Origin of the sequence: Microbacterium sp. MYb45 (assembly GCF_002979655.1) — a bacterium.
In the GTDB taxonomy this organism is placed as follows: domain Bacteria; phylum Actinomycetota; class Actinomycetes; order Actinomycetales; family Microbacteriaceae; genus Microbacterium.
Map to the genome: position 1 here is coordinate 200,863 of NZ_PCPG01000003.1, position 26,684 is coordinate 227,546.

At 69.5% G+C, this 26,684-nt stretch carries 20 protein-coding genes; 11 read left to right on the forward strand and 9 right to left on the reverse strand.

All coding sequences use genetic code 11. The features are described from left to right. Position 1: 1 nt before the first annotated feature. Together CQ034_RS08810 and CQ034_RS08815 are read left to right on the forward strand one after the other, a co-directional pair. Positions 2-571 (forward strand): RNA polymerase sigma factor, encoded by a 570-nt coding sequence (locus CQ034_RS08810; RefSeq protein WP_258134151.1) that lies wholly within the window; start codon positions 2-4, stop codon positions 569-571. Then, the gene (locus tag CQ034_RS08815; protein ID WP_105710739.1) at positions 552-1,412 is read left to right on the forward strand and encodes an anti-sigma factor; all 861 of its coding nucleotides are present in this window, start codon (positions 552-554) and stop codon (positions 1,410-1,412) included. The genes CQ034_RS08810 and CQ034_RS08815 overlap by 20 nt, the downstream gene beginning before the upstream one ends. 24 nt (positions 1,413-1,436) lie before the next feature. Here the strand turns inward: CQ034_RS08815 and purD are convergent, their stop codons facing one another. After that, entirely contained in the window at positions 1,437-2,714 is a 1,278-nt protein-coding gene (gene purD, locus CQ034_RS08820; protein WP_105710740.1) for a phosphoribosylamine--glycine ligase, read from the reverse strand. Between the two features lie 69 nt (positions 2,715-2,783). Continuing rightward, positions 2,784-3,458, reverse strand: a complete 675-nt coding sequence (locus CQ034_RS08825; RefSeq protein ID WP_105710741.1) for a CoA pyrophosphatase — start codon at positions 3,456-3,458, stop codon at positions 2,784-2,786. 178 nt (positions 3,459-3,636) lie between these two features. Between CQ034_RS08825 and CQ034_RS08830 the strand changes: the two genes are divergently transcribed. Next, entirely contained in the window at positions 3,637-4,101 is a 465-nt protein-coding gene (locus tag CQ034_RS08830) for a hypothetical protein (protein WP_105710742.1), read from the forward strand. Positions 4,102-4,104: 3 nt separating this feature from the next. Beyond that, the gene (locus CQ034_RS08835; protein WP_105710743.1) at positions 4,105-4,473 is read left to right on the forward strand and encodes a sterol carrier family protein; all 369 of its coding nucleotides are present in this window, start codon (positions 4,105-4,107) and stop codon (positions 4,471-4,473) included. A 7-nt stretch (positions 4,474-4,480) separates the two neighbouring features. Here the strand turns inward: CQ034_RS08835 and CQ034_RS08840 are convergent, their stop codons facing one another. From CQ034_RS08840 to CQ034_RS08850, 3 genes are read right to left on the reverse strand one after another with little or no spacing between them, the layout of a single operon-like run. Next, entirely contained in the window at positions 4,481-5,254 is a 774-nt protein-coding gene (locus tag CQ034_RS08840; protein ID WP_105710744.1) for a heme ABC transporter ATP-binding protein, read from the reverse strand. Further along, positions 5,251-6,324: an iron ABC transporter permease gene (locus CQ034_RS08845; RefSeq protein WP_105710745.1), complete on the reverse strand. Its 1,074-nt coding sequence runs from the start codon at positions 6,322-6,324 to the stop codon at positions 5,251-5,253. The genes CQ034_RS08840 and CQ034_RS08845 overlap by 4 nt, the downstream gene beginning before the upstream one ends. Beyond that, positions 6,321-7,427, reverse strand: a complete 1,107-nt coding sequence (locus CQ034_RS08850; protein ID WP_105710746.1) for a hemin ABC transporter substrate-binding protein — start codon at positions 7,425-7,427, stop codon at positions 6,321-6,323. The genes CQ034_RS08845 and CQ034_RS08850 overlap by 4 nt, the downstream gene beginning before the upstream one ends. Before the next feature lie 163 nt (positions 7,428-7,590). Between CQ034_RS08850 and CQ034_RS08855 the strand changes: the two genes are divergently transcribed. Next, positions 7,591-11,841, forward strand: a complete 4,251-nt coding sequence (locus tag CQ034_RS08855; protein WP_146114822.1) for an HtaA domain-containing protein — start codon at positions 7,591-7,593, stop codon at positions 11,839-11,841. 173 nt (positions 11,842-12,014) lie between these two features. Further along, on the forward strand, positions 12,015-12,326 hold the full coding sequence (locus CQ034_RS08860) for a hypothetical protein (RefSeq protein ID WP_029263722.1): 312 nt from the start codon (positions 12,015-12,017) through the stop codon (positions 12,324-12,326). A 3-nt stretch (positions 12,327-12,329) separates the two neighbouring features. On the opposite strand, the gene CQ034_RS08865 is transcribed toward CQ034_RS08860, so the two are convergent. After that, positions 12,330-12,935, reverse strand: coding sequence for a zinc-binding alcohol dehydrogenase (locus CQ034_RS08865; protein ID WP_105710748.1), 606 nt, complete (start codon positions 12,933-12,935; stop codon positions 12,330-12,332). An 86-nt stretch (positions 12,936-13,021) separates the two neighbouring features. Here CQ034_RS08865 and purM point away from each other — a divergent pair, with 86 nt between their 5' ends. From purM to CQ034_RS08880, 3 genes are read left to right on the forward strand one after another with little or no spacing between them, the layout of a single operon-like run. Further along, entirely contained in the window at positions 13,022-14,137 is a 1,116-nt protein-coding gene (gene purM, locus CQ034_RS08870; RefSeq protein WP_029263720.1) for a phosphoribosylformylglycinamidine cyclo-ligase, read from the forward strand. Between the two features lie 6 nt (positions 14,138-14,143). Continuing rightward, positions 14,144-15,616 (forward strand): amidophosphoribosyltransferase, encoded by a 1,473-nt coding sequence (gene purF, locus CQ034_RS08875; protein ID WP_029263719.1) that lies wholly within the window; start codon positions 14,144-14,146, stop codon positions 15,614-15,616. Further along, a complete protein-coding gene (locus CQ034_RS08880) occupies positions 15,613-16,926 on the forward strand; it encodes a CynX/NimT family MFS transporter (protein WP_105710749.1) in 1,314 nt (437 codons plus the stop codon). The genes purF and CQ034_RS08880 overlap by 4 nt, the downstream gene beginning before the upstream one ends. Positions 16,927-16,950: 24 nt before the next feature. Here CQ034_RS08880 and CQ034_RS08885 read toward each other — a convergent pair whose 3' ends face one another. The 3 genes from CQ034_RS08885 to CQ034_RS08895 all read right to left on the reverse strand — a co-directional run bounded on the left by CQ034_RS08885 (position 16,951) and on the right by CQ034_RS08895 (position 19,123). Further along, positions 16,951-17,136, reverse strand: a complete 186-nt coding sequence (locus CQ034_RS08885; RefSeq protein WP_146114823.1) for a hypothetical protein — start codon at positions 17,134-17,136, stop codon at positions 16,951-16,953. 113 nt (positions 17,137-17,249) lie between these two features. Further along, positions 17,250-17,897: a hypothetical protein gene (locus CQ034_RS08890; RefSeq protein WP_105710751.1), complete on the reverse strand. Its 648-nt coding sequence runs from the start codon at positions 17,895-17,897 to the stop codon at positions 17,250-17,252. Positions 17,898-18,088: 191 nt separating this feature from the next. Next, the gene (locus CQ034_RS08895; RefSeq protein ID WP_105710752.1) at positions 18,089-19,123 is read right to left on the reverse strand and encodes a LacI family DNA-binding transcriptional regulator; all 1,035 of its coding nucleotides are present in this window, start codon (positions 19,121-19,123) and stop codon (positions 18,089-18,091) included. Positions 19,124-19,217: 94 nt separating this feature from the next. Between CQ034_RS08895 and CQ034_RS08900 the strand changes: the two genes are divergently transcribed. Further along, positions 19,218-21,038 carry a beta-galactosidase family protein gene (locus CQ034_RS08900; RefSeq protein ID WP_105710753.1) on the forward strand — a complete coding sequence of 607 codons (1,821 nt, stop codon included), beginning with the start codon at positions 19,218-19,220 and terminating at the stop codon, positions 21,036-21,038. A gap of 305 nt (positions 21,039-21,343) precedes the next feature. After that, the gene (locus tag CQ034_RS08905; RefSeq protein WP_105710824.1) at positions 21,344-26,527 is read left to right on the forward strand and encodes an endo-alpha-N-acetylgalactosaminidase family protein; all 5,184 of its coding nucleotides are present in this window, start codon (positions 21,344-21,346) and stop codon (positions 26,525-26,527) included. The last annotated feature ends 157 nt before the right edge of the window (positions 26,528-26,684 follow it).

A 26,684-nucleotide genomic window follows, 5' to 3' on the forward strand; every position in this document is an offset into this window, starting at 1 on the left:
CGTGGAGCATGACGCGGATGCCGACGCCGACGCGCAGTGGGGCGTCCGATTCGTCGCGGGGGACGAAGCCGCGCTGGCCGAGATCTACCGCCGGTGGTCTCCCGTGATCTTCACGCTCGCGCTCCGTTCGCTCGGCGACCGCCGCGATGCGGAGGACGTCACTCAGCGCACGTTCGTCTCCGCGTGGACCTCGCGGGCGAGCTACGACTCGGCGAAGGCGAAACTATCGACATGGCTGGTCGTGATCGCCCGCCGACGGATCGCCGACATGCACGAATCGCGCGCACGGATCAGGCGACTGCACGAGGAGATGAAGCGCCTGACCTCGCCGGACGACATGGTGAGCGCCCCGGTCGACCTCTCCGAGACGCTGCTGCTGGCCAACGAGATGCAACAGCTCCAGCCGGATGCGCGGAATGTGATGCGCCTCGCGTTCTACGACGATCTGACGCACGAGGAGATCTCCCAGAGACTCGACATGCCGCTCGGTACGGTGAAGAGCCACATCCGCCGAAGCCTCACTCGTTTGCGCGACCGATTGGAGGTCAGCCATGTCGCACCTCGACCCTGAGCAGCTTGCCCTTCTCGCGCTCGGCGAGCCGGTCGCGTCGGCGGAGGAAAGCGCCCACATCGCCGCCTGTGCGGCGTGCGCGGCCGAACTGGAGCAGATGGCCCACGCCGCGATGGTGGCCAGGACCACCATGGCCGAGGGCGAGCTCGAGCAGCCCGGAGCCGACGTCTGGGATCGTATCCACGACGAGCTCTCGCTGAGCGCAGCCGTCGCGGCCGACCCGCTCGCCGCTTCTCAGGATCGGGCGGACACCACCGCCGTCTACACCGATTCGTCCACCGCCGGCCCGGACACTGCTCCGGCAGCTGTCTTCGCTGTCCCCGAGGACCCGGCCCCGGCTCCTGAGGCGCGTGACGTCAGCGCGGCCGGTCGCGTCCCCGCATCATCCCGGGTGCGCCGACGCCGTTCATCGGCCCGGCTCTGGATCCTCGCGGCGTCGCTCGCGCTCGTGGTGGCTGGCGGGTCCGTCACGTGGGCCCTCGTCTCCTCGAACCTCACGCCCGTGCCGGTGGCCACGGCCGAGCTCGACCCCTTCCCCGATCATCCCGGTGCGGCCGGCTCGGCAGAGGTCAGCGAGGACGACGAGGGCGGGCGTGCGCTCACGGTGACGCTCGACGGAGAAGCGCGCGCGGACGAGTATCGCGAGGTGTGGCTCATCCGCAACGACGGAGCCGCACTGATCAGCCTGGGTGTGCTCGAGTCGTCGTCGGGCACGTTCGCGATCCCGGCCGGCGTCGACCTCGCGGAGTACGACCTCGTCGACATCTCGTTCGAGCCGGTGGACGGCGACCCCGCGCACTCCGGCGACTCGATCGTCCGCGGTCAGCTCGAGAGAAGTTGACCGGCGGAACGGCCGTCCCGCCGGCTAGTCCGCGACGCGGGCGGCGATGTCGGTGCGGTAGTGCGAGCCGTCGAGACGGATACGGGCGATGGCCTCGTACGCACGGTCGCGCGCGGTGCGGAAGTCGGAGGCCACGGCCACCACGTTCAGCACTCGGCCGCCGGTCGCGATCAGCGATCCGCCGGGAGCATCCGGGCTCGCGGTCGCGGCGTGCACGAGGCGCACGCCCTCGACGGCCGCGGCATCCGCGAGGCCCTCGATCGGGCGTCCGGTCTGCGGTGCCTCGGGGTAGCCTTCGCTCGCCAGCACGACCGTGATCGCCACGTCGTCGCTGAACTCGGGCTCCGGCTGGTCCTCGAGGGTGCCGGATGCCGCGGCGAACAGCAGCTGCGACAGGGGAGTGACCAGTCGGGGCAGCACGATCTGCGTCTCGGGGTCGCCGAAGCGCGCATTGAACTCGATCACGCGCACACCCGCCGGGGTCAGGATGAGACCCGCGTAGAGAAGCCCGATGAAGGGCGTGCCCTCCGCATCGAGCTGCCGCACCACGGGAAGGGCCACGTCACGCGTGACCTCTTCGACGAAGGCCTGCTCGCTGCCGAACTGCTCGGCGAGCCACGGCAGCGGGGAGTACGCACCCATGCCGCCCGTGTTGGGTCCGGCGTCGCCGTCGAGTGCGCGCTTGAAGTCCTGCGCGGGGCTGAGCGCACGCACGGTGTCGCCGTCGCTCAGGAAGAACAGGGAGACCTCGGGGCCGGAGAGGAACTCCTCGATGAGCACCGGGCCTGCAGGGAGGTACTGCTGGGCGTGGGCGAGAGCCTCGGCGCGGTCGGACGTGACGATGACGCCCTTGCCTGCTGCGAGGCCGTCGGCCTTGACCACGTACGGAGCGCCGAGATCGTCGAACGCGGCCTCGACCTCGGTGGTGCTGGCGGCACGGACGGCACGTCCGGTGGGCACTCCGGCGGCATCCATCACCCGCTTCGCGAACGACTTCGAGCCCTCGAGCTGGGCCGCAGCCTTGCCCGGTCCGAACACCGGGATCCCACGGACGCGCAGGGCGTCGGCGACTCCGGCGACGAGCGGGGCCTCCGGCCCGACGACGACCAGGTCGATCGCGTGCTCGTGGGCGAACGCGGTGACCGCTCCGCCGTCGAGAGGGTCGACCGAGACGGGGGTCGCATCCTGCGCGATGCCGGCGTTGCCGGGAGCGACGAAGATCTCGTGCTCCGTCTGCTCGGCCCGCAGGGCGAGGATGATCGCGTGCTCACGGGCACCGGAACCGAGGACGAGAATCTTCACCCGTCCAGACTACCGAGGCTCGCGCGTCGGGTTTCGGCGTCGCGGGCAGAACCCGGCTCCTCAGATGGCTCAGACCTCGACGGTCCGTTCGACGGAGGCGTCCCAGGGCACCGTCCAGCCGGTGGCATCGAAGAGGGCGTCGAGCACCATCGCGGTGAAACCCCACACGATCGTCCCGTCGACGTCGAACGCCGGTCCGCGGAAGGTGTGACCCATCCGCGTGAGCGTCGAGGTGAACCGGGACGCAGGGTCGAGCAGCTGAGCGACGGGCACCCGGAACACCTCGACCGTCTCGGCATGGTCGACGGCCACGACCCTCGACGGCGACTGCCACCAGGCGAGCACCGGCGTGACGAGGTGATTGCTCGCGGCGAGCGGGATCACGGGCAGCGTGGCGAGGATCTCGACTCCGTCCGGATCGAGACCGGTCTCCTCTTCGGCTTCACGCAGCGCGGTGGCGACCAGATCGGCGTCATCGGGCTCCACGCGGCCGCCGGGGAACGAGACCTGTCCGGGGTGGGAGGAAAGGGTGGGCGCTCGCCGCTGCAGCAGCACGTCGAGGTCGCGCGCGACGGCAGCGTCGGCCGTCGGCGCGGGCACACGGTCCAACACCCCGAACAGGATGAGCACTGCGGCGTCGTGCGCGTTGTGCGGGTCGGCGAGCGGCGGGATCCGCACGCCCCACGAGTGGTCGGCGACGGCGGCGAGCAGCTCGGCGCGGGCGCCCTGCGGATGCATGCTCATGCGTCCGAGCTTAGAACGCGTCCGGTGCCCGTGGCCGGCGTGTCCTGGCGCCGCGGAGCGTGCGCGAGCGATGCCGCCGAGCGGCGTGGTTCACGCCATCGTGAGCGACAGTGACGAAGCGGGGGCGGGTGGGGTCCGCGTCGCCGACGCGGACCCGCGCCGGAGGTAGGCTCGCGGGATGAGGCGATGGCGGGGACTCGCGCTGGGCGCGGTGCTGATGGCGGTGCTCACCGGGTGTTCCGCGACGCCCGAGGTCGACCCCGACGCCGTGCAGGACTGGATGGCGACGCAGGACTCCCGTGAGGTCACCGGGTCTCTCGCGACGCTTGCCGGGTTGGCGTCCCCGCTCTCCGATGTCGTCGGCGAAGGCGGGGTCACGGCCGCGTTCGATGAGCCGACGGCGATCGTCTCGGTGCTGTTCGCGTGCTTCGGCCCCGAGACGATGAGTGCCGACATCGCCCTCAGCGGATCGGATGCCGGCGGCTCCGTGACGTCGCAGACGATCCGCACCGACGATCTGGTCTGCGACGGCGAGCCGCAGCGGATCGATATGGGCTTGGATGCCGCGACCGAGGTCACGGCGAACGGGCTGGGTCGGGACGCGGTCGGGGCCTGGTCGGTCGTCGTCGTGGGGGAGAGCTGAGCGATGGCCAGGAAGATCGACATCATCGACGGACGTTCGGCACTGGATGCCGTTCGCGACGCGGATGCCGCCGGCGCGAAGCCGCAGCGGACCGACCTCGCCACCGCCGTGCGCTACCTCCTGCAGCTGCTCGACGAGAAGGCCCCGGGCAACAGCGTCGAGGTCCGAGTGCCTCCGTTCGGCGCGGTGCAGGTGATCCAGGGCCCCCGCCACACGCGCGGCACACCGCCGAACGTCGTCGAGATGGATGCCGCGACCTGGATCGCGGTGGCCACGGGCACGGAGGCGTGGACGGATGCCGCGGCCGGCGGCCGCATCCATGCCTCCGGCACGCGTGCGGATCTCAGCGACGTGCTTCCGGTTCGTCCGTAGCTCCCGCTCAGCGCTGAGCGACCACCAAAGGCACCCCGGTGGCCGGATGCGGGAACACGTCGACCGCCTGGCCGTAGACCTGCTCGATCCGCGCGGCCGTCAGCACCTCGGCGGCCGTGCCCGTCGCCGAGACCCGGCCGTCGGAGAGCAGCGTGACGCGGTCGGCGTGGGCGAGTGCGGCATTGAGGTCGTGCAGCACGATCGCCACGGCGATGCCGTCATCCGCCCGCTCGCGGATCAGCCGCATGACATCCTCATGATGCTTGAGGTCGAGGGCGGCGGTCGGCTCGTCGAGCAACAGGATGCCGGTGCTCTGAGCGATCACCCGGGCGAGAGCGACGCGTGCGTGCTCGCCGCCGGAGAGCGAGGGCACCGCGCGAGCCTTGAGTGCCGTCACCTCGGTCTGCGCCATGGCGGCCGCCACCCGCTTGTCGTCGTCGTCCGCGGCCGGCGTGCGTGCCCACGGCGCTCGACCCATGCGCACGACCTGCTCGGCGCTGAACGGGAAGGTGACCGTGTTCTCCTGCAGCAGCACGGCGCGTTCGCGGGCGAGCAGGCGCGGCTTGATCTGCTCGATGGGCTGATCGTCGATCTCGACCGTGCCGGCCTGCGCGGTGACATCGCCGGCGAGCACTCCGAACAGGGTGGACTTGCCGGCGCCGTTGGGCCCGACGAGCGCATGGATCTCGCCGCTGTGGATCTCGATGGAGGCATCGTCGAGGATCGTCCGCCCCTCGCCGACACGCACCGTCAGCCCCGCACCGCGGAGCCGCGCGGTCATGCCCAGCCTCCCGAACGGCGGCGCGTGCGCACGAGCAGCCACAGGAAGAACGGGCCGCCCACGAGCGAAGTGATCATGCCGATCGGCAGGTCGGCGAGCGGCACGGCGGTGCGAGCGACGAGGTCGGCGACGGCGATGAGCAGTGCGCCGCCGAGCGCCGAGGCGATCACGAGCGGCAGGTGGGCGGGGCCGATCAGCATGCGCATCAGGTGCGGTACGACGAGCCCGGCGAAGCCGATGATCCCGGCGAAGGCGACGGCCGCGCACACCAACAGGGCGACCGTCACGATGACCACGATCCGCAGCAGCTCGACGTTGACACCGAGGTGACGCGCGGTGCGCTCGCCGAGGGCGAAGAGATCGAGGCTGGGTGCCACGATCAGTGCGACGACCACGCCGATCAGCACGAGTGGGGCCACCAGCTGGATGTTCGACCACAGGGCGCCGTTCAGCGAACCCAGCTGCCAGAACACGATCTGCTCGCGGGTCGACGTGGTGCCGAGGAAGGTGAAGAAGGCCATGCCGGCGCCCGCGATGGCGTTGATCGCGATGCCGGTGAGCAGCAGCGTCACGACCTCGGTGCGGCCTCCGGAGCGACTGATGAAGTACACCGAGAACACCGCGATCAGTCCGCCGAGGAACGCGAAGGCGGGCGTGGTCCACATGCCGAACGTCGCGAGTCCGAACGTGATGCTCGCCGCCGCTCCGAGCGCCGCGCCCGAGGAGACACCGACGACACCGGCATCCGCGAGGGGGTTGCCGAAGATCGCCTGCATGAGCACGCCCGAGACGGCGAGCGCGGCGCCGACGAGGAGCCCGAGCACGATGCGCGGCATCCGCAGGTTGAAGATCACGCCGTAGTCGGTGGATGCCGAGGGGGCCCAAGCGGTGTCGATGCCGATGCCGCGCAGCAGCACGCCGACCAGCGAGGTGGGGGACAGGTCGTACTGCCCGCTCGTGATCGAGACGACGCAGGTGATCGCGAGTGCGACGACCAGGCCGACCGTCACCAGGGCGAACCGGAGCCCCCGGTGCCTGGTCGGCGTCGGAGTGACGACCTCGCCGGTCACTTCGCGGGCTCGGGGGCGTACAGGGCGCGGGCCAGGGCGCCGATCACATCGGCGGTGCGCGGGCCGAAGCTGAGGATCTCGCTGTCGGCCATGTCGATCACCCGACGGTGCGCTCCGGCCGGTGTCTCGGCGACGGCCGGGATCCGCTCGATGAGCCCGTCGATGCCGCCGACCGATTCGAGTCCGTCGGTCATCATCACCAGCACGTCGGGCTGCGCGGCGACGAGGGCCTCGGCGGTCATCGGCTTCATGCCCTCCCAGCCGATCTCGGCCGCGACGTCGACCCCGCCCACCGCGTCGATGAGGGAGTCGGCGCCGGAGTCCTCCCCGAAGATGTAGTACACGTTCGCGCTGCCGCGCACATAGAGGAAGAGCATGCGCGCGCGATCGGACTCGTCGGCGGGCACGACCTCGGCGATCTCGGCGAGTGTCTCGTCGACCGAGGCGTCGAGCCGCGCGATGAGCGCCTCTCCCCGGCTGGGCACCCCGAGGGCGGTGGCGATCTCGGTGACCAGCTCGTCGGTGGTGTCGAGTCGCCGATCGCTGGAGATCACCACGACCGCGATGCCCGCGTCGCGCAGCTGTTGACGGACCTCCTTGGGACCGATCGTGGTGTCGGTGAGGACGACGGTCGGCGCGAGCTCGAGGATCGCCTCGGCGTTCAGTGTGTGTCCGGTCTTCGTGACGACCGGGAGGTCTTCCGTGCCGGCGAAGACGGTGGATGCGTCGCGGCCGACGACCTGATCGCCGAGTCCGAGGGCGAAGACGGTCGACGCGATCGTGCCCGAGATGTCGATCGGGAGGATGCGGTCGACGTCGGTGATCTCGATCTCGCGGCCTTCGCTGTCGGTCACCGTGACCGGGAGCTTCGGCGCGGTGTCGTCGTCGACGGCCTCGATCGCGCGGCTGGAGAGGCACGCGGTGGAAGGGCCCTCATGTCCGCGCACGTCGTCGATCACGTCGAGCGAGGAGAGCGGGACGGATGCCTGCGGGCAGGTGTCTTCGGCGGTGGCGGGTGGTGCGGCGGTCGCTCCGGGCTCGGCGCACGCGGTGAGACCCATGGCGAGAGCGGCGACGAGGAAGACGGCAAAGACGCGACGCATTAGGCAAGGCTATCCTAAAACTTGACGCGCGCTGATTCACACCTCTACGCTCAGGAACGGCGGCTTGCTTAGCCAAGCCTAACCAACATTCGACCCTTCGTCCCGACTGCATTGCGGCACCGCCGGCGCGCGCTCTTCTGCGTGCCCGGAGCCGTGGAGAACCGTGAACGCCACAGCCACAGCATCCTCAGCGAGCACCCGCATACGCGTGCTGCTCGCCGCTTTCGTCTCCTTCCTCCTCGTCGCGGCCGGTGCGGTGATCGTCCCGCCCGCGCATGCTGCCGGCGCCACGGTCACGGCGACGGTCGCCTCCGCGGCCACGTCCGGCGTGAGCGTGCAAGTGCAGGCGAGCGGCCTGCCCGAGGTCGAAGGCGCCTACGCGGCCCTCATCGTCAAGGGCACGGAATCCGGCCTCAGCGGCGGTGGCGGATACGCGGCGTTTGTGATGCCGACCGTCGCCGGAGGGGCGAGCACGTTCACGCTCGATGCGCCGGCCGGCTCGCTCGATCGGACGAAGTCCTACGAGGTGCTCGTGTGGCAGAAGCACTCGAACCCGAACGAGACGACGATCTACGGCCGCGGCGACGTCGCGATCTCCGCGGGGCAGTGGGACGCCGTGTTCGGTCCCGTGCCCACCGATCCCGGTACCGATCCGGGGACGGACCCCGGAACCGACCCGGGAACCGATCCCGGTACTGACCCGGGCACCGATCCCGGTACCGATCCGGGCACCGATCCCGGGACTGACCCGGGCACCGATCCCGGGACTGACCCGGGCACCGATCCCGGTACCGATCCGGGTACCGATCCGGGTGAGACACCGTTCTCCCCGGCGATCGAGGTGTTCCTCGCCGACGGCGCGACCCCGGCGACCGGCACGGTCCTCAAGGCCGGCGACAAGGTCGTCGTGAAGGGCTCGGGTTACGACCCGGCGGCGAACGTCGGCGGGCGCGGGGTTCCGATCCCGAAGGACCTGCCGCAGGGCACGTACGTCGTGTTCGGCAACTTCGCCTCGGCGTGGCAGCCGTCCACCGGCGCAGCATCGTCGACGCGCTCGGTCGGAGCGCAGGCCTGGGCGCTGTCGGAGGGTGTGCTGAACCAGGTGCCGCAGCAGTATCAGGGTGCGATCCGCGCACAGTGGGTCGACATCGCGGATGACGGCACGTTCCAGGCGACCCTGACGCTGAAGGACGCGGCAGCGACCCCCGGCTCGTACGGCGTCTACACCTACGGTGCCGGCGGAGTTACCAACGCCGCACAGGAGCAGAGCATCGCCCTGACCTACTCCGAGACCGCTGTCGCTTCCGCGACCGTGAAGACCGCGACCGCGAAGGACGGGCTGACCGTCACCGCATCCGGTTCGAAGCTGGGCGCGATCACCGGTGCGTACGCCGCACTGATCGAGGCCGGAACTGAGGCGGAGGTCACCTCGGGCGGCGGGTTCCTTGCGATGCAGTACGTGCGGGGAATCACGGGCGGCGCGTTCACCGTCGATCTGACGGCGGCCGCCGACACGCTGGACCGCACCAAGTCCTACGAGGTCATCGTCTGGAAACAGCACACGATGCCGAACGCCGACACCATCTATGCGCGCGGCGCCGTCACGATCAGCGATGCCGAGTGGGACGCGCTCGTCGACCCCACCTTCTCCCCGGCGATCGAGGTGTTCCTGGCCGATGGCACCACGCCGGCCGGCACCGCTGCTCTCAAGGCGGGCGACAAGGTCGTGGTGAAGGGCTCCGGCTACGACCCGGCGGCCAATGTCGGCGGTCGCGGGGTCCCGATTCCGAAGGACCTGCCGCAGGGTACCTACGTGGTGTTCGGCAACTTCGCTTCCGCGTGGCAGCCGTCCACCGGTGCAGCGTCGTCGACGCGCTCGGTCGGAGCGCAGGTCTGGGCGCTCTCCGAGGGTGTGCTGAACCAGGTTCCTTCGCAGTATCAGGGGGCGATCCGCGCACAGTGGGTCGACATCGCGGATGACGGCACGTTCGAGGCGACCCTGACTCTGAAGGACGCGGCAGCGACCCCGGGTGCGTACGGCATCTACACGTACGCAGCGGGTGGCGTGGTCAACGCCGACCAGGAGCAGAGCGTCGCGCTCAACTACGGCGACACTGCGGGCCTCACCGCCACGGTGAAGGCGGCGACGGCGAAGGACGGCCTGACCGTCACGGCGGCGGCCTCGAAGCTCGGTGACATCACGGGTGCATATGTCGCGCTGATCGAGAAGGGCACCGAGGCGGATGTGACGGCCGGCGGCGGATTCCTCGCGATGCAGTACGTGCGGGGCATCATCGGCGGCGCGTTCAGCGTCGATCTGACGGCGGCCGCCGACACGCTGGACCGCACCAAGTCCTACGAGGTCATCGTCTGGAAACAGCACACGATGCCGAACGCCGACACCATCTACGCCCGTGCCACCGCGCCGGTCAGTGATGAGCAGTGGAACGCGATCTTCCCGGAGGGCCCCGCCCTCGGCGCGACCGTGAAGACGGCGACGGCGAAGGACGGCCTGACCGTCACGGCCGCGGCCTCGAAGCTGGGCGACATTGCCGGCGCGTATGCCGCGCTGATCGAGAAGGGCACCGAGGCGGATGTGACGGCCGGCGGCGGATTCCTCGCGATGCAGTACGTGACGAAGATCACGTTCGGCGCGTTCGCGGTCGATCTCACGACGGCGGCGAAGAACCTCGACCGCACGAAGTCGTACGAGGTGATCGTGTGGAAGCAGCACACGATGCCGACCGCCGACACGATCTACGTGCGTGGCGATGTGACGATCACGGAAGCCCAGTGGCGCACGCTGTTCGGCGAGAAGCCCACCGACCCGAAGCCGCCGACGACGCCGACGACTCCGCCGGCCAGCGTGCCCGGTGGATCGCTCCGGTGGGCGATCTCCTCGGACTTCGCCAAGTACGTCACGGGCGGCATCGCGCAGGGGGCGATCTCGGTCTCCGACGGCGCGACGCGCTCGGGCAGCCAGTTCCAGTTCGGGCAGACCGTCGGGGGAGACTTCGACGTGAAGACCGGGCTCGGCAGCGTCGTCTACCGGGGATCGGTGCGCTTCACGGGACACCACGGTGTGCTCGACGTGACCGTGTCGAACCCGCAGATCCGCATCACCTCGGCGGGCGCGGCGACACTGTCCGTGACGAGTGGCGGTGCCCAGGTGCCGTTCGCGACGCTCGACCTCTCGCGGGCCGCGCGCGTCTCGGCGAACGGTGCCGTCACCTACACCGCGGCTCCGGCATCGCTCACCGCGGCCGGACGCGATCGGGTGCTGTCGGGGTACTCGACCGACCTGAACCCGGTCACGTTCACGATCGGCTCCGTCGCCGCGGCGCCTGCCGGGAACACGGGCACCGTGGCTGCGGCCGCCGTGAAGGCGAAGACGACCCTGCCCGCGGCGCCGCCGGCATCGGACGGCATCGACGTCGACGCGGAGAACCTCGCTGCGCTCGAGTCCGGGCAGTCGGCCACGATCACCGCATCCGGATTCCAGCCGAACGAAGAGGGCATCAAGGTGGTCGTGTACTCGACCCCGGTGCTTCTCGACACGGTGACCGCGGATGCCGCGGGCGTCGCGACTTGGTCGGGCACGCTGCCCGCCAGCCTCGAAGACGGCGCGCACACGCTCACCCTGCAGGGCTCGGTCGACCGTGGTCTGGCATTCACGCTCACCCGCGCGAAGACGGTGATCGGTGCGTGCACGGTCGAGGGCGCCACGCTTCAGTGGGGCTACAAGGAGTCGTTCCGCACGTACATCGAGGGCATCGCCAAGGGCGGCTGGACCCTGACCGACGTCGAGTACCGCTACCCGGACTACGTGTGGGAGAGCGGCACCGGGTCGTTCGACGACAAGACGCTCGCCGGTGTCATCACCTATGGCGGCAGCATCACCTTCACCGGCCACGACGGCGCGCTGAACACGACGCTCGCGAACGCGCGGCTCGAACTCGCCGGCGACAAGGGCTACCTCGTCTTCGACGTGAGCGGCACCACGCAGGGTGGCGAGAGCGTCGACCAGAAGGCCGTCCGCCTCGCAGAGTTCGCCCTCGGTGATGCCGCGGTCGTCGACGGGAAGCTCTCGTTCGACGCCATCCCGACGACACTCACCGAGGCGGGGGCGGCCGCGTTCGGCACCTACGCCGCCGGCGAGGCGCTCGACCCGGTGACCGCGGTCATCCCGGTCGACGCCGAGTGCGGCGTCGCGGTGGAGGAGGAGGCCGAGGTCGACTCCGAAGCCACCACCGCCGTCACCGCCGTGACCGAGCCCGCAGACGAAGACGGCGCCCCGGTGTGGCCGTGGATCGTCGGCGGCCTGGTGGTCGTGGCGCTCGCGGCGACCGGCGGTGTGCTGATCGCCCGGCGCAACCGCAAGGACGAGACGGCCGAGACGACGACCGAGGTCTGAGTCGAGAGCCCCGGTACGGATGTCGGGAGGAAGTACGGATGCAGGGAGCAATCGGCCTGATCGCTCCGGCATCCGTACTTCCTCCCGACAAATGCTCGCCTCGCAGGGCCGGGACCGGCGCGACGCCCGCTGAACCGGTTCCCGCCATCCGCCGACGGTGGGACAATGGACGTATGGCCCCCACCGACTCCCACCAGACCGTCGAAGCGACCGTGCGCCGTGTGCCGCGGTACGGCGTGCTCATGGGCATCGGCGTCGTGCTGGGCATCATCGCCGCCGGCATCCTCACCTGGACGGGCAGCTTCGATGAGTCGCAGGCCCTCGACATCGTCTACCCGCCGGGGCAGGTCTTCGGCTTCCTGCTGCTGTGGACCGTGCCGATCGGCATCGCTCTGGGTGGCGTCACGGGCCTCGTGATGGAGCGCATCGCCCGTCGGCACGACCGCGTCGTGCAGGTCGACCGCGAGACCGTCGTCGAGGACTGAGAGCTACGCCAGCTCGGCGATCACGGGGCGGATGGCGGTGTCGAAGGCCACCACGTCGCGGCGCAGACCGTCGGTCACCGCGACCGTGAGGTCTCCGATCCACCAGATGCCGCGCTGCGACAGCGGCAGCACCTGCACGTTCAGCTCGAACGAGTGCGCGCGACGGCCGACCTCGCGCTCGAACTCCGCGATCGCGCTCGCATAGGCGCGGTAGGCGTCGCCCCCGGTGTGGCTCTTCATCGAGCTCACATACCGGTCGTGCGCGGCGTGCGCGTAGAGGAGAGCGGATGTCGCCTGCGGGGCGATGGCCGTGGCGAGCTCCTCCGCGCCGGTGGCGGGCAGGGCCACGAGGGTGTCGAACCCGTCGATGAGTTCGAGCGGCACGTCCGAGGGATGTGCGCGTGGTTCGACCGTCATGTCCCAGTAGCGCCGCCACTGCTCCTCCACCGCGGGCGAGGCATCGGTCGCGTCCGGCGCGCGCACGGCGAGATCGCGGAGGGCGGGAAGGTCCTCCGGCGCCCGGATCCCGAGCTGTTGGCGCAGCGCGAGCGCGACGAGCACCGGAACGCTCGCGTCTTCGCGGATGAGCCACTGCGGCTTGTCGGCCATGGCCCCATCGTAGGCGGGGAGAGCGTCCGGATCCGAGGTCGTCTCTCGCGGAGAGTCGGACTGCCTGTGGGCGGTAGGCTGGGGGCGTGGCTGCCTCCCCCACCAATCCCTATTCCGAAGCCGGCGTCGACACCGCTGCAGGTGATCTCGCCGTCGAGCTGATGAAGTCTTCCGTGCGCGCGACGCACGGCCCCGAAGTGCTCGGCGGTGTCGGCGGGTTCGCCGGCCTGTTCGACGCCAGCGCGCTGCGCGACTTCCGTCGCCCGCTGCTCGCGACCAGCACCGACGGCGTCGGCACGAAGGTCGCGATCGCGCAGGCCATCGACAAGCACGACACGATCGGGCAAGACCTGGTCGGCATGGTGGTCGACGACATCGTCGTGGTGGGCGCGAAGCCGCTCTTCATGACCGACTACATCGCCTGCGGCAAGGTCGTTCCCGAGCGCATCGCCGACATCGTGCGCGGCATCGCCGAAGCGTGCTCGGCCACCGGCACCGCGCTGGTCGGCGGCGAGACCGCGGAGCACCCCGGACTGCTCGGCCCGCGCGACTACGACGTCGCGGGTGCGGCCACCGGCGTGGTCGAGGCGGATGCCATCCTCGGCGCGGATCGTGTGCAGGACGGTGACGCCGTGATCGCGGTCGCCTCCAGCGGACTGCACTCCAACGGCTACTCGCTCGTCCGCCACATCGTCACGCGTGCCGGCATCGGCTACGGCGACAACGCCGCCGACTTCGGCACCACCTGGGGGGAGGCCCTCCTCGAGCCGACCCGCCTCTACACTCTTCCCCTGCTGCGTCTCATCGAGCAGCTCGGTGGCGGTGTGCACTCGCTCAGTCACGTCACCGGCGGCGGCATCGCGGCGAACCTCGCGCGCGTGCTCCCGCAGGGCAGCTGGGCCGAGGTCGACCGCAGTAGCTGGTCACCGAGCCCCGTCTTCCGGGTGCTCAGCGACATCGCCGGCTCCACGCTCGAGTCCGCGGAGGGCACCTGGAACCTCGGCATCGGCTTCCTCGCCGTGGTGGCCGCAGACAAGAAAGATGCCGCGATCGCGGCGCTGAACGCCGAGGGCATGCCCTCGTGGCAGGTCGGGACCGTCGGCTTCGGCCCGCGTCCGGCCGGCGAATTCGAGCAGGGCGCCAAGGGCGTCGACGGTGGAGCAGTGCGCCTGGTCGGCGCCTACGCGGACGGAGCGAAGTAAGAGCCCATGTGCGGCATCGTCGGAATGGTGGGCTCTGCCCCGGTCAATCAGGACATCTACGACGCACTCCTGCTGCTGCAGCACCGCGGCCAGGATGCGACGGGCATCGCCACCGCCGAGGCGAACGGCGTGATGCACAACGCCAAGGCGCAGGGCATGGTCCGCGAGGCGTTCCGCACCCGTGACATGCGGGCGCTGCTCGGCAACGTCGGCCTCGGCCACGTGCGCTACGCGACCAAGGGCACGGCATCGAACGAAGAGGAGATGCAGCCGTTCTACGTGAACGCGCCGTACGGCATCATCCTCATCCACAACGGCAACCTCACGAACACGCGTGAGCTCACGGCCGACATGGCCAAGCGCGACCGCCGTCACCTCAACTCGTCGAGCGACACCGAGCTGTTGCTCAACGTGCTCGCCGGCGAGCTGCAGAACACGACGTCGACGGTCGACCTCGACGCCGAGCGGGTGTTCGAGGCCGTCGCCCGCACGCACGAGCGCATCGAAGGCGCCTACGCCGTGATCGCCGTGATCGCCGGATACGGGCTGCTCGCATTCCGTGACCCGTTCGGCATCCGTCCGCTGATCCTGGGGCGTCGTCCCTCGACGGTCCCCGGTGCGGAGGGCAAGGACGAGTGGGTCGTCGCCAGCGAGTCGCTCGTGCTCGAGAACGGCGACTACGAGGTCGTCCGCGAGGTCGAGCCCGGCGAGGCTGTCTTCATCACCAACGACGGCGAGCTGTTCTCCCAGCAGTGCGCCACGGCCGCGACGCTCGCGCCCTGCGCCTTCGAGTACGTCTACCTCGCGCGTCCCGACTCGGTCATGAACGGCATCTCGGTGTACGAGTCGCGTCTGCGCATGGGCGACCGTCTCGCCGACACGATCGCCAAGCACGTGCCGATGGACAAGATCGACGTCGTCATGCCGATCCCCGACTCCTCGCGGCCCGCCGCGATGGAGGTCGCGCGCAAGCTCGGCATCGAGTACCGCGAGGGCTTCTACAAGAACCGCTACGTCGGTCGCACCTTCATCATGCCGGGGCAGGCGGTGCGCAAGAAGAGCGTGCGCCAGAAGCTCAACGCGATGTCGACCGAGTTCCAGGGCAAGAACGTGCTGCTGATCGACGACTCGATCGTGCGGGGGACGACCTCCAAGGAGATCATCCAGATGGCGCGGGATGCCGGCGCCGCCTCGGTGACCTTCGCCTCCGCGGCTCCGCCGGTGCGGCATCCGCATGTCTACGGCATCAACATGCCCTCGCGTCACGAGCTCATCGCCCACGGGCGCACGATCCCCGAGATCGCCACCGAACTCGGCTGCGATCACCTCGTCTACCAGGAGGTCGAAGACCTCAAGGCCGCGATCATCGAGGGCTCCGTCCTCACCGACCTCGACATGAGCTGCTTCGACGGCCGCTATGTGACGGGCACGGTCTCGGACGAATACCTCGCGTGGGTGGAGGGGTCACAGACCTCATGACGATGCCGAGTGCACGACCGTTGTGGCACGGTCGGGCTCTCGCTCTGGTGGGGATCGTCCTCGTGGCGTTCTCGCTGCGGTCGGCGGTCGCCTCCCTGTCGCCGGTGATCGATCATGTCGCCGCCGACTTCCCGGTGCCGACTGCGGTCGTCGGTCTGATCGGCGCCGCCCCGCCCGTGTGCTTCGCGCTCTTCGGGCTGCTGACCCCGCTGCTCGAGCGGCGATTCGGTCTGGAGCGGATGGCGGTCGCCGCGATCACGCTGATGGCGCTGGGCATGCTGCTGCGCGGGTTCGCGGTGGATTCGACGAGCCTGCTCGCAGCGACGGTGGTCGTGTTCGCGGGCGTCGGTTCGGGCAATGTGCTCCTGCCGCCGCTGGTGAAGAAGTACTTCCCGGATCGGCTCGGGATTGTGATGACGATCTACTCGACCACGTTGGCGGTGTCGACGTTCCTGCCCCCGCTGGCGGCCGTTCCGGTTGCCGACACCCTCGGCTGGCGGGTGTCGCTGGGGATGTGGGGCATCGTCGCGGGGATCGCGCTCGTGCCGTGGGTCGCGCTGCTGCTCAAGAACGGGTCGCGCCGCGACGAGCCGGTGAAGACCGAGCTTCTCGTCCCCGACCCCACCGACGGAGTCGACGACTTCCAGGATGCGGTGGCGACCGCGACCGGCCCGATCTCCTCCCAGCCGGCGAACCGGCGTCACTTCGCTCGCCTGTGGCGACTGCCGCTCGCCTGGGCGCTCGCGGTCGTCTTCGGCGCCTCGTCGACCATGGCCTATGTCTCGTTCGCCTGGATGCCGACCATGCTGGTCGACATCGGCGGGGTGACCCCGGCGACCGCCGGGTTCCTGCTGTCCCTGTTCGCGCTGATCGGCCTGCCCTGCTCCCTGCTGGTGCCGATCCTCGTCGTCCGCTTCCAGGCCACGCGCCCACTCTTCTTCGTCGCCGTCATCGGCGGTCTGGTGGGGCTCACCGGTCTCCTGCTGTTCCCGACGGTCGCGCTGCCGCTGTGGGTGAGCATCTTCGGGCTCACGGCCATCATGTTCCCGCTGAGCCTCGTGCTGCTGAGCATCCGTGCCCGCACCTCGGAGAGTGCCGTCGCGCTGAGCGGTTTCGTGCAGAGCATCGGCTACGCGATCGCCGCCACCTTCCCGCTGCTGATCGGGCTGCTCCACGAGACGACCGCCGGCTGGCAGATCCCGTTGCTCGTGATCGCCGGTGTGCTGATCGTCGCGATCCCCGCGGGCATCGTCGCCGGGCGGCGCCGCACGGTCGAGGACGAGTGGGAGCGCCGCCACGGACGCTGGTGACCTGCCGCCCTATCCCGCCGAAGCTCAGGGGAGCGGGATGGAGTTCCCGTCGTAAGTGCCTTCAAGGTTGACAACTGCGATGCCTGCCGCGACGAGCGCCACGAGCACGACCGTGAGGATAACCATGGACACCACGAGGACGATCGCTTCCGTGCGGGGCGGCCGTCGCGTCAACCGGAAGATCACGAAGGCGAGCAGAGCGGCTTCCACGAGAAACGCCCACGGGGTGAACAGTGCGAGAACGCCTCCGCACACGGCGAGGGTGAGGATCCACCATCGGGAGGAGCCTTGCCCAAGTTGAGCAGATGTCGTGCGCTCGACTCTCATACCGTTCGAACGGTTGCGACATAAGCCGAGGGCTTGCCGCCGTTGGTCGTGATGAGGTGCTGCTTGTTGAAGGTGATCGGTGAGCCCTTGACGACAAAGCTCATGTGATGGATCACGCTGCACGTTCCCCGACCGCTACTGATGTAGCTCGAGCGGTTGACCGAGTCGGAGACACCGACCCCAGAATGCCACCCGTCGCAGCTCAGAACCCGCGTCACGCTGGTCGACGTCGCTTCGTACTTGAACTCATTAGTAAACGTCTGGACCGGAATCCCGAGCATGTACGCGGTCTGAGAGTCTTTGGCCATGTAGCCCCTCGTCGTAGTAGCCGTCAGCGCGTCCCCCTTGACGGCAGGGGTCGCAGGAACCGCTGTGATGGCCTCAGATTCCGCACGCAGATCGAAGACTGAGTCTGGCTCAGTCGCCAGTGAGGAAAGAAGCGCGTGCTGATCAACCGCGCCTAGAGAGTCGAACTTCGCTTCGAGGGCAAGTGCCGTGGCGGTAGAGACGCCCAAAGACTCCGTGAAATCGGCGAACGAATCCTTTGGCAGCTCATCCGCCTGCGCGGGCGTAGCAGCCCCGAGCAGCCCCAGCAGAGCAGCTGCAGCAGCCGACCAGATACCAAGGTTCTTTCGAGAAAGCATCGTTACCTCCATTTGTGAACGAAACCCGCGTCACAATAAATGTAACATGTTACTGGCTCTAGGACGGTTCGTGGTGGCTCTCGGCGCGAACGCTTCGAGTGCAGGAATGAAGTTCCGTAGCGTGGGGGCGATCCCCGAGGCTGACTGTGCGCTTCAAGCGGCCGCGGTCGTCGACAGCCTGGTTGTTCGCCCTACGGCGCCGAGCGCGGAGGTGCGGTGGACGAGCGCACGATGAGCTGAGGATCGGTGGACGGAACCTCGCCGACCGCCTCGTGCCCCTCGATCTGGGCGATGACCCGGAGAGCGGCCGCCCGCCCCATCGCCTCGAACGGCTGGCGGACGGTCGTGAGCGCGGGCGAGGCGTACGCCGCCAAGGCGATGTCGTCGACGCTCACCACGGAGACGTCGTCGGGCACGCTGCGGCCGGCCTCGTGTAAAGCGCGGATCAGACCGAATGCCATCTCGTCGCTGCTGACGAACACCGCGGTGACCTCGGGGATCGCCGCGATCGTGCGGCCGGCGCGGTAGCCGGACTCGGGCGTCCAGTCGGCGGGGATGACGGGGGGTGGTGCGATGCCGCGATCGCGCAGTGTCTGCTCCCAGGCCTCGCTGCGCTGCTGAGTCTCGGTCCAGTAGTCGTCGCCCGACACGTGCCAGACGGTCGAGTGTCCGAGGTCGAGGAGATGCTCCACGGCGAGACGGGCGATCGCGCGCTGGTCCACGGCGAGCGGGGCATCCTCGTCGAGTGAGGTGCGCTCACTGCGGGTGGCGGGGGTGCGCTCGGTGCGGGCCCGCATCGCGGGGCTGTCGAGTTCGACCGGCACGCCGAGGATGATGCCTTCGGCGCCCTGACGTTCGAGCCGATCGAAGGCCTCCAGGAAGGACTCGGCAGAGGCATGATCGGCGACCGCCGCCGTGGTCACGGTGTATCCGTTCGCCGCGGCCGCCTGCTGGATGCCGACACCGAGAGCTGCGGACGAGTAGCGGTCGGTCGAGACGACGATCACGCCGAGCACGCGTGTGCGGCCGGAGGCGAGGGAAGCGGCGGCGGCGTGCACACGGTATCCGAGCTCTTCGACCGCGGCCATCACTCGCCGGGCGGTGTCGGGGCGGACGGTGTCCTGTCCGGACATGACGCGCGAGACGGTCTGCGTCGAGACGCCGGCCAGCTGGGCGACATCGACCTGGCTGGGCGCGCGGTCGTCTTTGGGGCGGCGTGGTGACATGTGACCAATGGTAGCGATCAATCGGCGGAATATCAGGAGGCGGTGGCCGTGGTGATGCGATAATGTGAACGCAAACACTCGTGCTTGGAGCGCTATGCCTGACCTTCTCGCCTCGGCTCTCGACGGCTCTTCCGCTGCCGTCGACGCCCCGGACGCCGCGTCGCCGATCGACGCGCCCACCCTGACCTGGCGAGACGGGGAGATTCTCCGCGCGGGCGTCTCGCACCGCATCCTCGCCGGTTCGATCCACTACTTCCGCGTGCATCCGGACCAGTGGGAGGACCGGCTCCGGCGACTGGCGGCGATGGGCGCGAACACCGTCGACACGTACGTCGCCTGGAACTTCCACGAGCGTGCAGAGGGCGACATCCGCTTCGACGGCTGGCGGGACATCGAGCGCTTCATCCGCCTCGCGGGCGAGGTCGGTCTCGACGTGTTCCTGCGGCCCAGCCCATACATCTGTGCGGAGTGGTCCAACGGCGGCATCCCGTTCTGGCTGTCGGGGCGCGTCGCGGCGTTGCGCACCAGCGACCCCGAGTTCCTCGCCGCGGTCGACGCCTGGTACGACGAGCTCATCCCGCGGCTCGTCCCCCTCCAGGCCTCACAGGGCGGACCGATCGTCGCCATCCAGGTCGAGAACGAGTACGGGTCCTTCGGTAGCGATGCCGCCTACCTCGCCCACCTGCGTGACGGGCTCCGCCGTCGCGGACTGATCGAGATGCTCACGACGGCCGACGGCATCACGGGCGACATGATCGAGCACGGCAGCGTGCCGGGAGCGATGGCGACCTTCACCTTCGGCACGGGTGTCGCCACGGCCGTGGAGCTGCGACGCGGTGGCGACGCGCTCATGTGCAGCGAGCTGTGGGGCGGATGGTTCGACCACTGGGGCGAGCGGCACCATGTGCGATCCGCCGCCAGCGCCGGTGGGACCGTCGACGAGCTCCTGGCCGCCGGCGGATCGGTCAGTCTCTACATGGCTCACGGCGGCACGAACTTCGGGCTCTGGAACGGTGCGAATCACGACCGGGTGCTGCAGCCGACCGTGACGAGCTACGACTCGGATGCGCCGATCGGCGAGGACGGCACTCTCAACGAGAAGTTCCACGCCCTGCGCGCCCTGTTCGCGCCGTTCCATGCGGGCGAGCTGCCTCCGATTCCCGCGCCGCCGCGTCGACAGGCTGCGGCGTCTGCCGCCCTGCATCCGCGTGCGTCGCTGCTCGACCTCGTCGCGAGCCTTCCGGCGACCGGGGGCGTCGCGCCGCGACCGCGCACGTTCGAGGAGCTCGGCGCCGAGGACGGTCTCGTCGCCTACGAGGCCGAAGTGTCGTACCCCGCCGATGCGACGCTCACGATCGACGGGCTCCACGACCGTGCCGTGGTCTTCCTCGACCGTCGACCGCTCGGGGTCCTCGAGCGTGACGGCGAGACGACGCTGGCGCTTCCCGGCGTCGGGGGGTCGGGAAGCCTGACGATCGTCGTCGAGAGTCTCGGACGCATCAACTACGGGCCGTACACCGGCGAGGGCAAGGGCATCATGCGCGGCGTGATGATCGGTCGCCGCCTGGTCAACGGCTGGACTCATCGCCTCGTCCCGCAGGAGGCTCCGGCCTCTGTCGCGCAGACGGATGCCGGTGCGTCCGACGGTGTGGCCGTGGCCTCCTTCGACATCGCCGAGCCTCTCGACGCGTGGCTGGCCTTCCCCGGCGGATCGAAGGGGATGGTCTGGGTGAACGGATTCCTCCTCGGCCGGTATTGGAAGGTGGGTCCGCAGGAGACGCTCTATGCGCCCGCGCCCCTGTGGCGCGTCGGACGCAACGAGATCGTGGTGCTCGACACCGACGGCCTCGGTGCGACGGTCGAGATCCGCGAGGAGCCCTCCTTCGGCGAGACCGAGGAGTTCATCGGCTCCTGAGCCTCGCTCGCGCGCTCGTAGTGCCGAGTGCACGGCTTGTTGTCGAGTGCACGGCTTGTTGCCGCGCGTAACCCGTGCGCTCGCGAGCAACCCGTGCACTCGCGGGTAAGTCGGGAGTGGGGGCGGGAGTGGGAGCGTGGGTGACTTTCGGCCAATGTTTGCGCTCGCTCACGCCTAATGCTTGATTCGGCGGGATTCACGCCTCTAGAGTGATAGCGCAAACATCGATGCGAATCGATGGCATCCATCTGCGACGCATCGGGGCGTCTGTTCTCCCGAGTGTCGCTCCGCTCGAGAGGCAAGACGTGTCGAAACCTTCCCGACCGCCCCGCACCGCCGTTGCCGTCAGCTCGCTGCTGGCGACGGCGCTCGCATTCGGCGGTGTGTTCGCCCAGGCGCCCTCCGCACAGGCCGCCGACCTCATCCCCGTGCCCAAGTCCGACTATCGCCTGCACGCGGTGTCGAGCGAATCCGATCCGTATCCGGCGCCGCCGTCACTCGACGGCACCGCGCTCGGCGCGTTCGACGGTGACTTCGGCACGCAGTGGACGTCCCGGTACTCCGTCAACGCGCCGTTCCCGCACTGGATCTCCGTCGACCTGCAGCGTTCGCTCTCGGTGAAGGCGCTCGACTACTCGGTGAAGCGGGGGCAGAGCGTCGCCGCGAAGACGGTCGAGGTCTACGTGACGGACGATGCCGCCGTCGCGCTGACCTCGCCGGCGGAGGGCGGGTGGGGGTCTGCCGCCGCAACCGCGACCCTGCACGCCCCGACCGCGAACGACGAGAAGCAGCGCATCGCGCTCGATGCCGCGAAGGACGGCCGCTACGTGGCCCTGCTCGTGATCGACGCACAGGGAACCACGGGCGGGGGTGCGGGCGAGATCGAGATCCTCTCGGACGAGGAGCTTCCGCCGATCGTCACCGAACCCGAGAACCCCTCGGCGGGCGAAACGGTCGAGATCACCCGGGGCGGGACGACCGCGACCGTGGCGAAGGCCTTCCCGCAGATCACCGGCTACCGCGTCGGCAGCGCGACGTTCGGTGGACAGCGCACGTCATCCGAGAAGTGGGCGGTCAACGGCACCGCCTACGCCGCAGTGACCACTGCCACCGCGACGGCATCCGGGGTCGACTATGTGTCGGTGCTCGACGGGATCGACGTCACGATCCGCAGCACGATCCGCGTCACCGATGCGGGAACGGTCGAGTTCGAGGTCACCGGCGTCGAAGGATCGGCCGCTGTGAACACTCTGGGCCTGCCGGACAACGCCTTCCTCTCCGCCAGCGCGTCGGATGCCGGATCGGTCCTCGACCGCACCGTGATCAGCCCCGACAGCACGAAGAAAGCCGACGAGCACATCGCGGTGAACGGCTCGACGCCGACCGGCCAGAAGGGCGCGGCCTTCGCGTTCCTCGGCAACGGCGCTCTCGTCGGCAGCGTGATCACCAACGCGACCACCCAGGCCTCCGGAGGAACCGCCTCCTGGAACACCCGCCTCACCACACGCGTGACCGAGGCGGCAGGGCGCACGGCCGAGGTCGGCTCCAGCGCCTGGCTGATCTACCCGACCACCGCGGTCGACGATCGGGTCACGACGTTCGCGCTGCCCCGGGTGACCGTGCTCTTCACCGCTGACCGCAACGACGACTCCGCGGTCGACTGGCAGGACGCCGCGATCCGCTACCGCGAGGTCGACACCCCGCGACTCGGAGCCGACCGCGTCGCCGAACGCGTCGTCAGCCGCATCCCGTTCAACTTCGCCTCCAGCGCGACGAACTACTTCGACCTGGTGCTCGACAACACCAAGCGCATCGCGAACCAGACCGACGGCCTCGGCCAGTGGGTGCTCAACAAGGGCTACGGCAGCGAGGGCCACGACTCGGCGAACACCGACTACGGCGGGAACTACAACGAGCGTGCCGGTGGTCTCTCCGACCTGAACAACCTCGTCGATGAAGGCGCGAAGCTCAACGCCGACATGAGCGTGCACGTGAACGCCACCGAGATCTATCCGCAGGCGAACGCCTTCGACTCCGCGATCCTCGACGGCGCCGCTCCCTATAAGCCGGGCTGGAACTGGCTCGACCAGTCGTACTACATCAACCAGCAGACCGACCTGGGCACCGGACGGGTGCTCGACCGCTTCCAGCAGCTGCGCGACGAGGTCCCCGGCCTCAGCGGCGTCTACATCGACGTGTACTACTCCAACGGCTGGGTTGCCGAAGAGCTCGCAGACGAGCTGAACGGCATGGACCTCGAGGTCGCGACCGAGTGGGGCGACAAGTTCGTCGACAGCACGGTCTGGTCACACTGGCCGAACGACCTCGCGTACGGCGGCAAGGACAACAAGGGCATCAACTCCACCATGGTGCGCTTCATCCAGAACGGTCAGGCCGACGTCTGGAACGACGACGCCCTGCTCGGCCAGCAGCGACTGATCGACGCCGAGGGCTGGGTCGGCAACCGCAACTGGGACGGCTTCGTCGACAACATCTGGAAGCAGAGCCTGCCGACCAAGTTCCTGCAGCACTTCGACCTGCTCACCTACGACGCGGGCGCCGAGGCGACCCTCACGGATGACGTCACGGTGCGCATGGACGGAACCACCAGGGTCATCACCATGGACGGTGCCACGGTGCTGCGCGGCGACTCGTACCTGCTGCCATGGCAGTCGCTGGAGTCGAACGAGGATGCCGGCTCGCCGGTCGATGCCGACAAGATGTACTTCTACTCGGCCTCCGGGGGAGACAAGACGTTCGGGCTCACCGAGGCCTTCCGCGGCAACACCGCCTTCGACGTGTTCGAGCTCGGCGACCGGGGACGCGTCAAGGTCGGCACCGTCAATGCGACGGGTGGCGAGCTCACTCTCAGCGGCGACAAGGGCACGGCCTACGTCGTGGTGCCGCAGGGCGGTGCGCAGCGGGCGGCCGTCGAGTATCACGATGCCGGCCTCGACGACCCGGGGTTCAACTCCGGTTCGCTCGACGTCTGGAACCCTCAGGGTGATGTGACGATCGAGCGCACCGACCTCGGCAACGCGAAGAACGAGTCCCGTGGCGACAACATCGCCGTGCTCGGAGCATCCGCATCGTCGATCTCGCAGACCGTGACCGGGCTCACCCCCGGACAGCGGTACGCGTTCTCCGCGCAGGTGCAGATCGACCCGACCGCGACCCGTGACGTGAGCGTCTCGGTCGACACGGGATCCGGTGCGGTGACCCGCTCCTGGAGCCTCTCGCCCACCTACAACTACATGCGCGCGGATTCCAAGGCAGGCCAGTACTATCAGCGCGGCTCGACGTCGTTCCTGGCTCCGGCATCCGGTGAGGTCACGGTCTCGATCGGTGCCGTCGCGGGTGACGCGAAGGTTCGCATCGACAACGCCCGCGTCTCGGCCGACACCACGGCGCCGTTCGCGGCCGGCACGGTGTACTCGAACGACTTCGAGGGCAACGAAGCCGGATGGGGCCCGTTCGTGAAGGGCGATGCCAACGGCATCGACGATCCGCGCACGAGCATCTCCCGCCGCCATGACCCGTATGCGAGCAGCGACTGGCGCAACACCGCCAAGCCGTTCGACGCGGGGCCCCTCGCCGGGCTCGCGGTGGACACGACGCTCACCGGCGACCACTCGCTCATGTCGCACTCCGAGAACAACGGGGTCGTCTACCGCACCGACCCGACCCTCGTGCCGCTGCAGGCGGGGCACTCCTACCGCATCGGCTTCGACTACCAGGTCGGCGCGAGCGGGGCGTACCGCTGGCTCACCGGAACGGATGCCGTGGCCGGGGGCAAGATCACCTCGACCACGCTCAGCCGCACCGGGATCACGCAGGCGCTGGAGACGGCCGAGTTCTCGCAGGACGTGATCGTCGGATGCGGCGACTACACCTGGGTGGGACTCGAGCGCGTCGGCGGACCGGACGTGGACTTCGTGCTCGACGACTTCACGGTCACCGACCTCGGCCCCACGACCGGCGGCACTCCCTGCGCGACCGTGTCCGGCGAAGCCGGCGTCCTGAGCCCCGGTGCCCAGACCGCGTTCACCACCACCTTCACCAACAGCGAGCCCATCGCGGTCGAGAACATCGGCGTGCAGCTCGAGGTGCCGGAGGGCTACGTGGTCGAGGTCGCCGATGACTCGACGAACCTGTTCGACGAGGTCGCAGCCGGCGACAGCGTGCAGACCACCTGGCTCGTGACCGCGCCGGCGGATGCTGCCGGTTCGGCCGTCGGCATCGGGATCGCCGCGACGTACCTCGCGGACTGCGATGTGCGCACGGTCAGCACGACCCAGGAGGTGTCGGTGTCCTCGCGGGCCCGTATCCCCAACGCGCAGATCACCGCGTCGGCGAACTCCGAGGAGACATCCGGGGAAGACGGCGCGGCCGCGAACATGCTCGACGGCGACGCCGGCTCGTTCTGGCACAGCCGGTGGAGTTCGGCCGCGACGTCGTACCCGCACGTGCTGACGTTCGACCTCGGTGACGCGGAGCTGGTCGACGGCATCTCGTACCTGCGCCGTGGGGCCAACCAGAACGGTCCGATCAAGGGCTACGAGGTCGCGGTGTCGACCGACGGCCAGGCGTACACTCCGGTCGCGACCGGGGAGTGGAAGAACGTCGCCGAGTGGCAGGACGTGGACTTCGCGGAGACCACGGCCCGCTACATCCGCGTCACCGCCACCTCGTCGATCTCGGGCACGCAGTTCGCCGCCGTCGCCGAGATGGCCGTGTACGGCACCTCGGCCGCGCAGGAGGGGCACACCCCCGAGACGCGGCCGACGGACGATCTGAGCGAGTGCAACCCGGTGACGGATCCGAAGCTCGGACTCGACGCCGACTCGGTGCGGGCCGGCGAGACGGTCGGCATGGCACTCACGGGCTTCGCGCCGCGGTCGACGGTCTCGGTCTGGCTCGATGACGTGAAGCTGACGGATGCCGAGGTCGATGCGGAGGGCGCCTTGACGACCCGACTGCTGATTCCGGCCGATGCCGCGGTGGGGAAGCACCGGGTGATCGTGCAGGATGCGGCCGGCGCGGAACTCGCGAGCGCTGCGCTGAAGGTCAAGAAGGCCAAGCCGGGGAAGGATGCGCGCATCACGGCATCCATCGGCTCGGTCGCGGCCGGAGCGAGCGTGACCGTGCAGCTGACCGGCTTCGACCCCGACGCGCTCGTCCAGCTCTGGCTGCACTCCGAGCCGGTGCGCATCGGCGAGGTGACGACGTCGGCTGCGGGCGACGCCGTGGCCACGGTGACGATTCCCGCGGCGACACCGGCGGGGGCGCACGCTCTCGTCGCGACCGATGCCCAGGGCGTCGAGCTGGCGCGGGCGGACCTCGCGGTCACGGCCGGTGCGGCCGGCAGTGGGGGAAACCTCGCGACGACCGGCGCCGACGGAGCCCTCTGGGCCGGGGCGGCTGCGGTCGGTCTGGCCGCGATCGCTCTCGGCCTGGTCCTCTGGCTGCGGAGGCGCCGCCTGAGCTGACCTCGCTGACGCACGACGGCCCGGAGGAGTCTCCTCCGGGCCGTCGTGCTGTGCTCCTGCGCCGCACCCGCGCCCTGTGCCGCTCGAGTGCACGGCGTGCGCTCGAGCGCACGGGGTAGACGCGCGAAGATCCCGTGCACTCGCGAACCGCCCGTGC